15 protein-coding genes are annotated in these 13,540 nt (G+C 68.8%); 11 read left to right on the top strand and 4 right to left on the bottom strand.

The window, feature by feature from the left end; translation table 11 throughout:
* Window positions 1-3: 3 nt before the first annotated feature.
* The 5 genes from cysD (at window position 4) to ACLJPX_RS32190 (ending at window position 4,602) form a co-directional block, all read left to right on the top strand.
* Entirely contained in the window at window positions 4-924 is a 921-nt protein-coding gene (gene cysD / locus ACLJPX_RS32210) for a sulfate adenylyltransferase subunit CysD (RefSeq protein ID WP_410604218.1), read from the top strand.
* Window positions 924-2,186 carry a sulfate adenylyltransferase subunit 1 gene (locus ACLJPX_RS32205; RefSeq protein WP_410604217.1) on the top strand — a complete coding sequence of 421 codons (1,263 nt, stop codon included), beginning with the start codon at window positions 924-926 and terminating at the stop codon, window positions 2,184-2,186. The genes cysD and ACLJPX_RS32205 overlap by 1 nt, the downstream gene beginning before the upstream one ends.
* Window positions 2,183-2,932, top strand: coding sequence for a sirohydrochlorin chelatase (locus tag ACLJPX_RS32200; protein WP_410604216.1), 750 nt, complete (start codon window positions 2,183-2,185; stop codon window positions 2,930-2,932). Before ACLJPX_RS32205 ends, ACLJPX_RS32200 begins: the two co-directional genes overlap by 4 nt.
* A gap of 194 nt (window positions 2,933-3,126) precedes the next feature.
* On the top strand, window positions 3,127-3,750 hold the full coding sequence (locus tag ACLJPX_RS32195; RefSeq protein WP_101606036.1) for a cyclase: 624 nt from the start codon (window positions 3,127-3,129) through the stop codon (window positions 3,748-3,750).
* Window positions 3,751-3,828: 78 nt separating this feature from the next.
* On the top strand, window positions 3,829-4,602 hold the full coding sequence (locus ACLJPX_RS32190; RefSeq protein WP_101606035.1) for an enoyl-CoA hydratase-related protein: 774 nt from the start codon (window positions 3,829-3,831) through the stop codon (window positions 4,600-4,602).
* Here the strand turns inward: ACLJPX_RS32190 and ACLJPX_RS32185 are convergent.
* From ACLJPX_RS32185 to ACLJPX_RS32175, 3 genes are read right to left on the bottom strand one after another with little or no spacing between them, the layout of a single operon-like run.
* Entirely contained in the window at window positions 4,599-4,955 is a 357-nt protein-coding gene (locus ACLJPX_RS32185) for a barstar family protein (protein WP_101606034.1), read from the bottom strand. The two genes, ACLJPX_RS32190 and ACLJPX_RS32185, sit on opposite strands and share 4 nt — an antisense overlap.
* Window positions 4,952-5,437, bottom strand: coding sequence for a ribonuclease domain-containing protein (locus tag ACLJPX_RS32180; RefSeq protein WP_410604215.1), 486 nt, complete (start codon window positions 5,435-5,437; stop codon window positions 4,952-4,954). The genes ACLJPX_RS32185 and ACLJPX_RS32180 overlap by 4 nt, the downstream gene beginning before the upstream one ends.
* Before the next feature lie 11 nt (window positions 5,438-5,448).
* Window positions 5,449-5,652 carry a CDP-alcohol phosphatidyltransferase family protein gene (locus ACLJPX_RS32175; RefSeq protein ID WP_101606032.1) on the bottom strand — a complete coding sequence of 68 codons (204 nt, stop codon included), beginning with the start codon at window positions 5,650-5,652 and terminating at the stop codon, window positions 5,449-5,451.
* A 59-nt stretch (window positions 5,653-5,711) separates the two neighbouring features.
* Here ACLJPX_RS32175 and ACLJPX_RS32170 point away from each other — a divergent pair, with 59 nt between their 5' ends.
* The 3 genes from ACLJPX_RS32170 to ACLJPX_RS32160 all read left to right on the top strand — a co-directional run bounded on the left by ACLJPX_RS32170 (window position 5,712) and on the right by ACLJPX_RS32160 (window position 9,455).
* A complete protein-coding gene (locus ACLJPX_RS32170; RefSeq protein WP_410604214.1) occupies window positions 5,712-6,677 on the top strand; it encodes a quinone oxidoreductase family protein in 966 nt (321 codons plus the stop codon).
* A 173-nt stretch (window positions 6,678-6,850) separates the two neighbouring features.
* A complete protein-coding gene (locus ACLJPX_RS32165) occupies window positions 6,851-7,897 on the top strand; it encodes an alpha/beta hydrolase (RefSeq protein ID WP_101606030.1) in 1,047 nt (348 codons plus the stop codon).
* A gap of 79 nt (window positions 7,898-7,976) precedes the next feature.
* Window positions 7,977-9,455: an amino acid permease gene (locus ACLJPX_RS32160; RefSeq protein WP_410604213.1), complete on the top strand. Its 1,479-nt coding sequence runs from the start codon at window positions 7,977-7,979 to the stop codon at window positions 9,453-9,455.
* Here the strand turns inward: ACLJPX_RS32160 and ACLJPX_RS32155 are convergent.
* Complete coding sequence (locus ACLJPX_RS32155) at window positions 9,430-10,479, bottom strand: NAD(P)H-dependent flavin oxidoreductase (protein ID WP_410604212.1); 1,050 nt, start codon at window positions 10,477-10,479, stop codon at window positions 9,430-9,432. The genes ACLJPX_RS32160 and ACLJPX_RS32155 overlap by 26 nt on opposite strands.
* Before the next feature lie 155 nt (window positions 10,480-10,634).
* Between ACLJPX_RS32155 and ACLJPX_RS32150 the strand changes: the two genes are divergently transcribed.
* From ACLJPX_RS32150 to ACLJPX_RS32140, 3 genes are all read left to right on the top strand, one after another.
* Window positions 10,635-12,398 (top strand): family 20 glycosylhydrolase, encoded by a 1,764-nt coding sequence (locus ACLJPX_RS32150; protein WP_410604211.1) that lies wholly within the window; start codon window positions 10,635-10,637, stop codon window positions 12,396-12,398.
* A gap of 70 nt (window positions 12,399-12,468) precedes the next feature.
* Window positions 12,469-13,047, top strand: coding sequence for a hypothetical protein (locus ACLJPX_RS32145; RefSeq protein ID WP_410604210.1), 579 nt, complete (start codon window positions 12,469-12,471; stop codon window positions 13,045-13,047).
* A gap of 20 nt (window positions 13,048-13,067) precedes the next feature.
* On the top strand, window positions 13,068-13,514 hold the full coding sequence (locus ACLJPX_RS32140) for a pyridoxamine 5'-phosphate oxidase family protein (RefSeq protein ID WP_410604209.1): 447 nt from the start codon (window positions 13,068-13,070) through the stop codon (window positions 13,512-13,514).
* Window positions 13,515-13,540: the final 26 nt, after the last annotated feature.

Raw genomic sequence — 13,540 nt, 5'->3', positions numbered from 1 at the left:
GACATGACCACGCTCGAACCGGCGACAGACGCGGCTCAGGACAACCTGGCGGCGCTGGAATCCGAGGCCATCCACATCTTCCGCGAGGTGGCGGGCGAGTTCGACCGGCCGGTGATCCTGTTCTCCGGCGGCAAGGACTCGACCCTCCTGCTGCACCTGGCGATCAAGGCGTTCTGGCCCGCGCCGGTGCCGTTCCCGTTGCTGCACGTGGACACCGGGCACAACCTCGACGAGGTCATCGACTTCCGCGACCGCGTGGTCGAGCAGCACGGGCTGCGGCTGCTCGTGGCGAAGGTGCAGGACTGGATCGACGACGGCAGGCTCGAAGAGCGCGCCGACGGGATGCGCAACCCGCTGCAGACCACGCCGCTGCTCGACACGATCGCCGAGAACAAGTTCGACGCGGTCTTCGGCGGCGGGCGCCGCGACGAGGAACGCGCTCGCGCCAAGGAGCGGATCTTCAGTCTCCGCAACGCTTTCGGTCAGTGGGAGCCGCGCAGGCAGCGCCCCGAACTGTGGAATCTCTACAACGGCCGTCACCGCCCCGGCGAGCAGGTCCGCGTCTTCCCGCTGTCCAACTGGACCGAGGCGGACGTCTGGAACTACATCGCGCGGGAGAAGGTCGAACTGCCGTCGATCTACTACGCGCACCGGCGCAAGGTCTACCAGCGCGACGGCATGTGGCTGACCGAAGGGCCCTGGGGCGGGCCGCGGCCGGGCGAGGAAGTCAAGGAACTGACCGTGCGCTACCGGACCGTCGGCGACGGTTCGTGCACCGGCGCCATCGAATCGACCGCCGCCACGGTGGACGAGGTCATCGCCGAGGTCTCGGCCTCCCGGCTCACCGAACGCGGCGCCACCCGCGCCGACGACCGGATGTCGGAGGCGGCGATGGAAGACCGCAAGCGTGAGGGGTACTTCTGATGTCCAGCCTTCTCCGGCTCGCGACCGCGGGCAGCGTGGACGACGGGAAGTCGACCCTGGTCGGGCGGCTCCTGTACGACACCAAATCCGTTCTCGCCGACCAGCTGGACGCGGTCACCCGCGCCAGTGTCGACAAGGGACTGTCCACTCCGGACCTCTCGCTGCTCGTGGACGGCCTGCGCTCGGAACGCGAGCAGGGCATCACGATCGACGTGGCGTACCGGTATTTCGCGACGCCGAGGCGCAGCTTCGTGCTCGCGGACACCCCGGGCCACGTGCAGTACACGCGGAACACGGTGACCGGGGCGTCCACCGCGCAACTGGCCGTGCTGCTGGTCGACGCGCGCAAGGGCGTCATCGAGCAGACCCGCCGTCACGCGGCGGTGCTCGCCCTGCTGGGGGTCCCGCATCTGGTGCTGGCGGTGAACAAGATCGACCTCGTCGACTACGACGAAGCGACCTTCACCGTGATCGCCGAGGAGTTCGCCGAGCACGCCGCGTCCTTGGGCTACGAGCGGGGTTCCGTGCTCGCGGTGCCGGTTTCGGCGCTGGAGGGCGACAACGTCGCGGAGAAGTCGGACAAGACCCCCTGGTACTCCGGCCCGACCCTGCTGGAGCACCTGGAAACCGTGCCCGTGGCGCCGGATCCGCACGATTCGGCGTTCCGCTTCCCGGTGCAGTACGTGATCCGGCCGCGTACGGCCGATCACCCCGACTACCGGGGTTACGCGGGACAGATCGCGGCGGGCACGGTCCGGCCGGGTGACGAGATCGTCGTGCTCCCGCAAGGCCTCCGGAGCCGGGTGGAGGGTATCGACACCGCCGACGGGCCGCTTTCCGAAGCCGGGTCGGGCACCTCGGTGACCCTGTTGCTGGCGGACGATCTCGACATCTCGCGGGGTGATCTGATCGCCGCCGCCGACCGGCAGCCGACGGTGACCGACGAGATCACCGCGACCCTGTGCTGGCTCTCGGCCAAGCCGCTCAAACCGGGCGCGCGGGTGCTGGTGAAGCACGGCACGCGGACGGTACAGGCCCTCGTCGGCGAACTCCACGCCCGCTTCGACGAGCAGACTTTGTCCAGTGTGGACGGTCCGGCCACCCTGGAGCTCAACGACATCGGCCGGGTCACGCTGAGGCTGGCCGAGGAGATCGGCGTGGACGACTACGGCGTCAGCCCGCGGACGGGCGCGTTCCTGGTCATCGACCCGAAGGACGGCGACACCCTGGCCGCCGGGCTCGTCGGCGAAAGGTTCGCATGACCCCGAGCCGCACTCCGCCACTGGTCGCCGTCGCCCACGGCAGCCGCGATCCGCGGTCCGCCGCGACCATCCGCGCCCTGCTCGACGTCTCCCGCGGGCTGGCGCCGGGCCTCGACATCCGTGAGTCCTTTTTGGACCTCTCGGAGCCGTTGCTCACCGACGCCCTGCGCGGTCTCTACGCCGAGGGGCATCGCGAGGTCGTCGTGGTGCCGCTGCTGCTCGGCGTGGCCTACCACGCCCGGGTCGACCTGCCCGCGCTCGTCGCCGAGGCGACCGCGGACTGTCCCGGCCTCGACGTGCGGGTTTCCGGGGTGCTGGGCATCGACCCGATCATCGAGACGATCGCGCTGGACCGGCTCACCGAAGCGGGCGCCGATCTGGACGATCCCGGACTGGGGGTCCTGCTGGCGGGCGTCGGCTCGTCGAACGTCGCGGCGAACGACGCGGTCGCCGGGATCACCACCCGCTGGCATCTGCGTCGCGGGCTGCTCGCGACACCCGCCTTCGCCGGCGCCGCGCAGCCGGACGTCCCCGCCGCCATCGCGCGGTTGCGGCTCAACGGCGCGCGGCGGCTCGCCGTCGCGGGCTGGTTCCTCGCGCCGGGACTGCTGCCGGACCGGATCGCGCGCCTGGCCCGCGAAGCCGACCCGTCGGTGATCGTCGCCGGGCCGCTGGGACCGGATCCGCGGATCGCCGGGCTCGTCCTGGACCGCTACGACGTCGCCGCCGCCCGGCTCGCCGCCTGATCATTCATCGGCACAGTAACGCGACTCGTCCCGTTCGGGCGCTTGATACCGATCTTCGGAGGGTCTTGTTCCCAGTTCCGTGACGCCTCGCGTATGGGAACGGAGAATTCTTGACGGGTTACTTAACTTGCCGGTAACTCTCTAAACGCTGCGCAGCGCCCTTTCTCCCCATCGAACCCCCAGGTAGGTGGAACATGAAGGCTGCCATCCGTGCCCTCGTCTGCGCTTCGGCCGTCCTCGTCCCGTTAGTCGGTCTCTCCGCCCCGGCTTCGGCGGCGACCACCGTCGTCTTCGACTGCGAGGCGAAACCGCCGCTCGTCGGGAACAAGTACCTCAAGCTGAACCAGGACGCCGACGTCACCGCGCCCGCCACGGTCGCACCCGGTGCCGCCCTCGACGTCGTCATCGACCCGGCGGCCAACACCGTCCCGGCCGAGGTCAGCGGGTACAAGGTCAAGCACATCAAGGACTTCGCGCTGAAGATCCCGATCCCGGCGAACTCGACCTGGGTGGGCGCCGAGCTCAGCGGCGGCTCCGGCATCGGCTCGACCCCGCCGAAGATCACCGTCTCGGGCAGCGTCGCGACGCTGAGCTTCCCCGGCCCGATCGCGGGCGGCTCGACGTTCGAACTGCCGACCGTCACCGCGCACCTCACCGCGGGCTCGTCCGGCACCATCGAGACGAAACTGGCGGGCAGCGGCTACGGCGACCCGGGCCTGACCTTCACCGCGGTGGTCAGCGCCGGCTTCGACGTCTCGGCGCCGACGTCGTGTTTCCCGAACCCCAGCCCCACCTTCACCACGACGACGATCGGCTGAGCGGCGCCTGCGCCACCATCGGAGCATGGTGGCGCAGGCCACTGCCCGGCCCGACTTCGCCCGTGCGAAGGTGTGGCCATGGCTGACGAACTGGTGCACTACGACGTGGTGGGCGGCACCGCCACGATCACCTTGGACTCCCCGCACAACCGCAACGCGCTCTCCGCCCAGCTGCGGCGTGAACTGAGCGAGTCGCTGGACAAGGCCCAGGCGGACGACGCGGTACGGGTCATCGTGCTCACCCACACCGGCCCGGTGTTCTGCGCCGGGATGGACCTCAAGGAGGCCCGCGGCGCCGGTGCGGGCGCCCAGGGCGTCAACGAGTTCCCGAAGATCCTCGAGCAGCTCTGGACCAGCCCCAAGCCTGTTGTGGCGAGGCTGGCGGGCCCGGCACGGGCGGGCGGCATCGGCATGGTGGCCGCGACCGACATCGCCGTCGCCGTGCACGAAGCGACGTTCGCCTTCTCCGAGGTGCGGATCGGCGTCGTCCCCGCGGTCATCTCGCTCACCGTGCTGCCGCGGCTCAACGCCCGTGCCGCGCACGAGCTGTTCCTGACCGGCGACACCTTCGACGCGAAGCGCGCCGTCGAGATCGGCCTGCTGAACTCGGCCGTCTCGGCCGACGAACTCGACGGCGAGGTCTCCCGCTACGTCAAGGCTCTCGCCCTCGGCGGCCCGAAGGCGCTCGCGGCGACGAAGGAGCTCCTCAGCAAGCCCCGCCCGGCGACACCTGGCGAAGGCTTCGAGGCCATGAACAAGCTGTCCGCCGGGTTCTTCGCGAGCGAAGAGGGCCAGGAAGGCATCACGGCCTTCGCGCAGAAGCGCAAGCCGAACTGGGTCCCTGAGGCCTAGTCCGGCAGGACCACGGTGAGGCGCCGGGAATCCGATCGGTCCCCGGTCGGTCCCAGCGCCCGCTGTGCGTCCGAGAGCACGCTCCGGACGGCCAGGTAGGCCTTCGGATCGCGATCCTTGAGCACCGAGGAACCGGACCAGATCAGCACGTGCTCACCCGTCGGGAGCCACGACAGGTCGGTGAGGCAGTCGTAGAGCGCGTCGAGGTTCTTCCCGAAGTAGTCTGGGAACGACAGCGCCTCCGCGATCGCGTCGAGCGTGGTGGCCTTGTCGACCGTCCGGCCGCCGTCGATCAGATGCGGATGCGCGCCGCGGGTGAACGCCTTGTCCGCCGCGTCCTTCGCCGCGCTCATCGATCGGTGTCCACTACGACGAAGGACTTGTAGTGGTCGTCGGTGTAGTACAGCTCTTTGCCGGTACCTCTCACCAGCCGCCTCGCCCCGCGATCCGGGCTGCCCGGCGTCTTGACCGTGTATTCCCGGTAGTAGCCGGACGCCTTGGCGGGCAGGACCTTTTCCCGGTTCTGGAAGAGGACGTCGTCGTTGCGCGGATACGGATACGGTCCGCCCGCCTTGATGAGCCCCCAGGTCTCGGATGCCTGCGGGGGCAGTCCCGTGAGCGGTTTGACCGGGAGACCGGACTCCTCGCCCGCGACCTTGCCCTTTGCCCGGTTCGCTCCGGTCTCGCCCGACGGCTTCGCCGAAGCGGACGAACTCGCCGGGGCCGAGGTGCTCTTCGAATCGTCACCGCTGATGCCGTCCTTGACGAACCAGCCGGCGAGCACCAGCACGATCAGGCCGATCAGGGCGGCGGTGATCCGCCTACGGTTGAACATGGTGCGCCAGCTTAGGAGGGCCGGTCGGGGTCGTTCGCATCGCGGGCCGTGCCGAAGAGCCTGGCGACCTTCCCGAAGAGCGTGTCGAGCAACCAGGCCGCGACCAGGCACAGCGGCACCACGACCGCCATGACCAGCACGAACTGCACGGGGAACGGGGCCTGCGCGAGCCACAACTCGACGCCGTCCCACCAGTCTGCAAGCCCGTTGAACACGCTGTGAGCCTACGCTCGTACCCCCTGCCACCGCCGGTCAGGCCATGTAGGTTGCTGGAATGTTCGCCGTTTACGCTTCCGAACCCAACGCCGAAAAGCCGCTGGACTCGCTCGTGATCGGCGAGCGACCCGAGCCCGAGGTGCCCGAAGGCTGGGTGCGGGTCCACGTCAAGGCCGCCAGCCTCAACATGCACGACCTGTGGACGCTGCGGGGCGTCGGCATCAAACCCGAGCAGTTCCCGATGATCCTGGGCTGCGACGGGGCGGGCACCCTCGACGACGGCACCGAGGTCGTCCTCCACTCGGTGATCAACGCCCCGGGCTGGCAGGGCGACGACACTCTCGACCCGAAGCGCACCCTGCTCACCGAGAAGCACCAAGGCTCGTTCGCCGAACAGGTCGTGGTCCCGGCGCGCAATGTCGTGCCGAAGCCGTCGAGCCTGAGCTTCGCGGAAGCCTCGACCATGGGCACGGCGTGGCTGACCGCGTACCGGATGCTGTTCGTGAAGTCCGGGCTGCGGCCGGGACAGACGATGCTGGTCCAGGGCGCCTCCGGCGGCGTCTCGACCGCCCTCGTGCAGCTCGGGCGCGCGGCCGGATTCCGGGTCTGGGTGACAGGGCGTAGCGAAGAGAAGCGTGCGCTGGCCGAGAATCTGGGCGCACATCAGACCTTTGAGTCCGGCGCGCGGCTGCCGGAGCGGGTCGACGCGGTCTTCGAGACCGTCGGGAAGGCGACCTGGTCCCACTCGGTGAAGTCGCTCAAACCGGGCGGGATCATCGTGGTTTCGGGCTCGACCAGCGGTCCGGACGCTCACGCGGAGTTGCAGCGCGTGTTCTTTCTGCAACTGCGTATCGCGGGTTCGACGATGGGGACCAGGGACGAACTGACCGATCTCCTCGCTTATCTGGAGCTCACCGGGGTCCGACCGCAGATCGGCGCGGAATTGCCTTTCTCGGAAGCGAAAACCGGGTTTAAGAACATGCTCGACGGGGAAACCTCGGGAAAGGTCGTCTTCGCGCATTGATCGGAGGGGTGCGACCGCCCCCTCGCTGCGCACGCAGACGCACATCCCCGCGTTCCTCGCAGGTCAAACCGCGATTTTCCGATCTTGTCAAGTGTCAAGAACGTTATGACTCAGCAAGATTCTTACGACCAAAGTTCGACCAAAATCCGACCTCTCGCGGTTAACCTGGAATCATGACCGCATCGCAGCGGCCCGAACCGGCGGACCCCGGGGGCCGGAACAACGCCGACGCCGACCCGATCCGCGTCTCTTTCCGGCGCTATGCCGGTGTCCGCACCAGAGTGCTCGAAGTCGGGCCGCAGCCGGTGGAATCCACCGACCGCGCGCCCCGGCGGGTACTCGGCAAGCGGGCCACCGCGCGCGGGCACGCCAAGCCGACGGCACCGAGGCTGGTGCTGCTGCACGGCTATTGCGACAGCGCCGACACCTGGCGCCCGGTTCTGGAGTTGCTCGCGGCCGCCGGTGTTCCGGCGGTCGCGGTCGATCTGCCCGGCTTCGGTGACGCTCAGCCACTCCGGCCCGGCCCGATGCTCCCGCAGCTGGACGCCTTCACCGCGGCCGTGATCAAAGAGCAGGCCGTACTCGGCACGGTGGTGCTCGCCGGCAACTCGCTCGGCGGCACGATGAGCCTGCGTGCCGCCGAGAACCATCGGCTGCCGGTCTCGGGCGTGGTGTCGATCGCCGCGCCCGGTTTCGTGGACAGCTGGCTGATCCGCACCGTGGCCCGCTACCCGCTGCCGCTGCGGATGTACTCGGCCCTGCCGTTGCCGATCCCCGGCTTCCTCGTGCGCGCCGTCGCCGAGCAGGTCGTCCCCCGGCTGTTGTACGCCAACGCCACCGCGGCGGACGCCGAGCAGGTGCGCCGGTTCACGTCGCTGTTCCCGGACTACCGCTCCACCACCAGCCGGCTCGAACAGGCGAGGCAACTCGTCGAGGAGCTGACGAACGCGTACCGGCTCGAAGAGGTCCGCATCCCGCTCCTGGTGGTCGTCTGTGGCAAGGACAAGCTGGTCAGCGCCGCCTCCGGACGGCAGCTGCACGCACTGGTCCCGCACAGCAGGTTGATGGTCCGCGAGGACTGGGGCCACTGCCCGCAGCTGGACGACCCCGTCGAGATCTCGGAGCTGCTGACCTACTTCTCCGCCAGCGCGTCGAGGCCGTCGAAGATCGCCGCCGCTCGCGTGGCCGCCGAAGTGAGCGAGGACACCGTCGCCGGATAGGTGCGGTGTCCCGACTCCCGCTACGGTGCCCTTCGGACTGTGACCCAGTCCGAAAGTCACAACCTGTTGGGAGACGACGATGTCCGCACCGCGCAGCCTGGGCACGGGATCCGGGATGTTCCGCCGCAAACCGATCGACCAGATCCAAGAACTCAGTGACGGCGGTGGCGGGCTCCAGCGCACGCTGGGCCTGCGCCAGCTGACCGCGATCGGCGTCGGCGGCATCATCGGCGCGGGGATCTTCTCCCTGGCCGGCGCGGTCGCGAACCAGACGGCCGGCCCCGCCGTGCTCATCTCGTTCCTCATCGCGGGCATCGCCAGCGCGGCCGCCGCGTTCTCCTACGCCGAGTTCGCCGGGCTGATCCCCCGCGCCGGATCCGCCTACACCTACGGCTACACGGTGCTGGGCGAGATCGTCGGCTGGTTCATCGGCTGGGACCTGCTGCTGGAGTACACCGCGATCGTGGCGGTGGTCGCGATCGGCATCTCCGGCTACTTCAACGAGTTGCTGGGCTACCTCGACATCGATCTCCCGACGTGGATGCTGGGCGCTCCGGGCACCGAAAAAGCCGGTGTGGAACCGGGGTCCTACAAGATCAACCTGTTCGCCGTGCTGCTGTGCCTGCTGATCGCCTTCATCCTCAACCAGGGCATGAAGAACGCCGCACGGTTCGAGACGCTGCTGGTCTACCTGAAGGTCGGCCTGGTCCTGCTCGTGATCGTCGTCGGCGTCTTCCACATCAACACCGACAACTACTCGAACTTCTTCCCGTTCGGGCTCAGCGGCGCGTTCACCGGCGCGGCGACGGTGTTCTTCGCGGTCTTCGGTTATGACGCCATGTCCACCGCGGCCGAGGAATCGACCGACTCCCAGAAGCACATGCCGAAGGCGATCATCTACTCGCTCGCCATCTCGATGGTGCTCTACGTGCTGGCCTGCCTGGTCCTGACCGGGATGGTCAACTACAAGGACATCGACAGCGAGGCCGCGTTCTCCAGCGCCTTCGCCGGTGTCGGGATGAAGTGGCTCGGCCTGATCATCGCGGTCGGCGCGATCATCGGTATCACCACGGTGCTGTTCACCTTCCTCATGGGCGCGAGCCGCGTCGGCTACTCGATGAGCCGCGACGGCCTGCTGCCGAAGTGGTTCAGCAAGACCCACCCGGTGCGCAAGGTGCCGAGCCGGATGACGTGGGTGCTCGGCGTCGCGTCGGCGATCATCGCCGGGCTGCTGCCCATCGGCGAGGCAGCGGAACTGACGAACATCGGCATCCTGCTCGCGTTCGTCGTCGTCTGCGTCGCGGTGATCGTGCTGCGCTACAAGCAGCCGGACCTGCCGCGGACGTTCAAGACCCCGGGCATGCCGGTCGTGCCGATCATCGGCATCGTCTTCTCGATCTGGCTGATCACGTTCCTGAACTACCACACCTGGCTGCGGTTCGCGGCCTGGTTCGGCCTCGGCCTGATCGTCTACTTCGCCTACAGCCGCCGTCACTCCGCGATGAACCCTGGCAACGGCAACGCGAAGCAGGTCAGCGGAGACGACTCAAACGCGTAGCGGCTTCGCGGGCTTCGGCTTGGAGGCGTTCGACGATCGACGCCACCGGGCCGGAGTCCGCGAGTTCGTAGGTCTGCCCCGCGTAGAGGGACATCACTTCCGGGTCCCCCGCCTTGCCCGCCGCCGCGCGGATCGGTTTGGTCAGGTTGTTGACCTCCGGATACGCCGACGGCGCCGTGGCCGAGAAGTCCGCGACCGCGCGGTTGACCAGTGACCGGGCAGGACGCCCGCTGAACGCCCTGGTGAACGCCGTAGGCCTTCCCCCGTCCGCGAGCGCTTGCCGGTGCGCGGGCTGCGTCCCGGCTTCGTCCGCCCGCAGGAACGCGGTACCCAGCTGCGCCGCGTCGGCGCCCGCCGCCAGCACCGCCGCGATGTCGGCGCCGTGCACGAGCCCACCGGTCGCGACGAGCGGCAAGTCCGTCCGTGCCGAGACCAGGCGAAGCAGGCTGAGCACGCCGTACTGCACTCCCCCGCCTTCGGCTCCGGGCTCGTCAGCGAAGAGCCCTCGATGCGCTCCGGCTTCGAATCCCTGGACCACGAGCGCGTCCGCGCCGGCCGCCACCGCCTGGTCGGCCTCCGCCGGGCTGGTGACCGTGACGGCCACCTTGCTTCCGTTGGCGTGCAGGCGTTCGACGTCCTGGGGTGAGGGCGTGCCGAAGGTGAAGGAAACGACCGGCACCTTCCGCTCCAGCACGACGTCGAGTTTCGCGGTGTAGGCGTCGTCGTCCCAGCGCGGTTCGCCCGGCTCGACGCCGTAGCGCTCGGCCTCCGCGCGCCAGCGCTCGAGGTGGCCGCCGAGATCCGCCGTCGCGGCGCCACCCGGGACGAAGAGGTTCACCCCGAACGGCTCACCGGTGAGTTCGGCCGTCTCCGCGATCCGGTCCGCCAGGGCGTCGGCGCTCAGATAGCCCCCGGAGAGGAAACCGAATCCGCCCGCCGCGGTCACCGCGGCCACGAGCTCCGGAGTGGTCGGCCCGCCCGCCATCGGGGCCGCGATCACGGGGAAACGCAGGTCTTCGAACACGTTTCCGACGATAGTCCTCTCCTGGCGACACGGTATGTGACGTTCGAGTCACGCCAAGGTTCCTTGCTGGTGGTCTAGACCTTTAACGCCGAAAATGCGACGATCGGACAAGTCGTGACGCGGGTCACGTCTCCCAAGTCCCCCAGGAGGCCCTGGTGAAGACCTTGAGAGTGCGGCTCGGCCGCGCCTTCGTCGGGGTGGCGCTGCTCGCCGGCGTCACCACCGCAGCCGCCCCCGTCGCCGACGCGGCCACCCCGCCATTGCAGGCGATCGTCCCGGTACCGGTCTCGGCCCAGGCGGTCACCGGCGCCGACCACGCCCTGACCGCGACCACCAAGATCTACACGCAGGCCGGTTCGGCGCCCGCCAAGGCCGTTGGCGAGTACCTCGCCGGGGTCCTCCGCACGTCCACCGGCTTCGCCCTGCCCGTCTCCGACGCGCCCTCGGGCACGCCGACCGACGGCATCTCGCTACTGCTGTCCGGCGCCGACGCCCGAGTCGGCGACCAGGGTTACCAACTGAACTCGACGTCCGCCTCGGTCATCCTGCGCGCGACGACGGCTCAGGGCCTCTTCGGCGGCGTTCAGACGCTGCGCCAGTTGCTGCCCGGCAAAGTCGAGAGCCCCACGGTGCAGCAGGGCCCCTGGACCATTCCGGGCGCCACCATCCTGGACTATCCGCGTTTCGGCTATCGCGGCGCGATGCTCGACGTCGCCCGGCACTTCCACCCCGTCGCGACCGTCAAGCGGTACATCGACCAGCTGGCGCAGTACAAGATCAACAACCTGCACCTGCACCTGGCCGACGACCAGGGCTGGCGCATCCAGATCGACAGCTGGCCACGACTGACGACCTACGGCGGCAGCACCCAGGTCGGCGGCGGCGCCGGTGGCTACTACACCAAGGCGCAGTACACCGAGATCGTGAACTACGCGGCTTCACGGTTCATCACGGTCATCCCGGAGATCGACATGCCCGGGCACACCAACGCCGCCCAGGCGTCGTACGCCGAACTGAACTGCAACAACACCGCTCCCCCGCTGCGCACCGACACCGCGGTCGGCTACAGCTCGCTCTGCATTTCGAAGGAGCTCACCTACACCTTCGTCAACGACGTGATCCGGGAGGTCGCCGCGCTGACGCCCGGGCCGTACTTCCACCTCGGCGGTGACGAGGCCCAGGCCACCACCGACGCGGACTACCGCACCTTCATGAACCGTGTGCTGCCGATGGTGGCCGCCGCGGGCAAGCAGGTCGTCGGCTGGCACGAGATCGGCAAGGCCACCCTGCCCGCCACGGCGACCCCGCAGTTCTGGGGCACGACGACCTCCAGCACGGAGGTCTCGAACGCCGTCGCCCGCGGCAGCAAGGTGATCCTGTCGCCGGCGAACAAGGCGTACCTGGACATGAAGTACAACTCCAGCACGCCGATCGGGCTGTCGTGGGCGGGATACATCGAGGTCCAGGACGCCTACAACTGGAACCCGGGCGCCTACCTCTCCGGCGTGCCCGAATCCGCCGTCCGCGGCGTCGAATCCCCGCTGTGGACCGAAACCGTGGTGACCCCGGCGAACATCGACTACCTCGCCTTCCCGAGGCTTCCGGCGCACGCCGAACTCGGCTGGTCGCAGTGGTCGACGCACGACTGGAACGTCTTCCGGGTACGCCTCGGCGCGCAGGCCCCGCGCTGGCAGGCACAAGGCATCAACTACTACGCGTCGAGCCAGGTGCCTTGGGAAACCGGATCCGGCAACCCCGGCACCTGCTCACTCCCGGCGTGGGACCGCGCCTCGGTCTACACCGGCGGAGCGACCGTCTCCCACAACGGGCACAAGTGGGCGGCACAGTGGTGGACGCAGGGCGAAGAGCCCGGGACCACCGGCCAATGGGGAGTCTGGCGCGACAACGGCACCTGCTGAATCCGGCCGGGGCCGGTGGGGATTCCGGAAATCCTCGCCGGTCCCGGCCAAAACTTTCTAAACTGGCGGCATGGGGGCACACCCGGCGAAAACACGCTGGCACCACAGGTTCGCCGTTCACGAGATCATGGGCGCGATCGTCGCCGGCCTGGGTCTCCTCATGACCATCGGATGCGTGATCTTGGCGGCCATGGGCACCCTGCTCGCCCCGTGGTTTTTCGTGGTCCCGTTCCTGGCCGTCTGGCTGCTGGCGGGCTTCACGATGGCGATACCCGTCCTTTCCCAGCGGTCATCCGGGATCCGAGTCCGTGAAGAAGGCCGGTTCTTCCCCCGACGACAAATCGCCTGGGAAGACATCTCGGAGTTCATCGTGACCTCGAAGGCCGAAGATCTCACGTCGGAGTTCCTCAAGGCTCCCAAGACCGAGGAGTTCGGAGCCGGCCGCTCGATCCTCGTCGTCAAGCTCCGGGACGGCCGCCGGGTGCCGACGGAATTCCAAAGCCTGGGAAAGGAATCCCCCTTCGCCCCCGGCCCGGACGGGGAAGAGAGTCCCGGCTTCTATTGGCAACCGGCCAGGAAGTTCGACAACACCGTCATCGCCCTCCGGGCCGCTCTCGCGGCTCACCGCTCGTCTCCCGCGGAGGGCTGACCGGGCGCTACGGTGGTTCCATGGCCGCAGACCTCGAACTCGTCCGCACTCTTTCCTTGCGCGAAAACGGACTCGCGACCGTCGCGACGGTACGCGCCGACGGCACCGTGCACTCCTCGGTGGTGAACGCCGGGGTGATCGAAGACCCCGTCACCAAGGCTCCGGGAGTCGGTTTCGTCGCGGTGGGCGGGGCGAAGAAACTCGACCTGTTCCGCCGGGCCGGCCACGCCACGATCACCTTCCGCCGCGGCTGGGAATGGGCGGCGGTCCAGGGCACCGTCCACCTCATCGGCCCGGACGACCCGGATCCGGACTTCGACCCGGCCGGGCTCCCCGGGCTGCTGCGCGAGGTCTTCGTCGCGGCGACAGGCACCCATGACGACTGGGACGAGTACGACCGCGTGATGGCGGCCGAACGCCGTGTCGCCGTCTTCGTCACGGCGAACCGCGTCAGTGGAAATCGCTGACACGAAAAAGGCCGCCCGATAACGCT

Origin of the sequence: Amycolatopsis sp. lyj-90 (assembly GCF_046549035.1) — a bacterium.
In the GTDB taxonomy this organism is placed as follows: domain Bacteria; phylum Actinomycetota; class Actinomycetes; order Mycobacteriales; family Pseudonocardiaceae; genus Amycolatopsis.
This window is presented reverse-complemented; position numbering and strand designations above follow the sequence as displayed.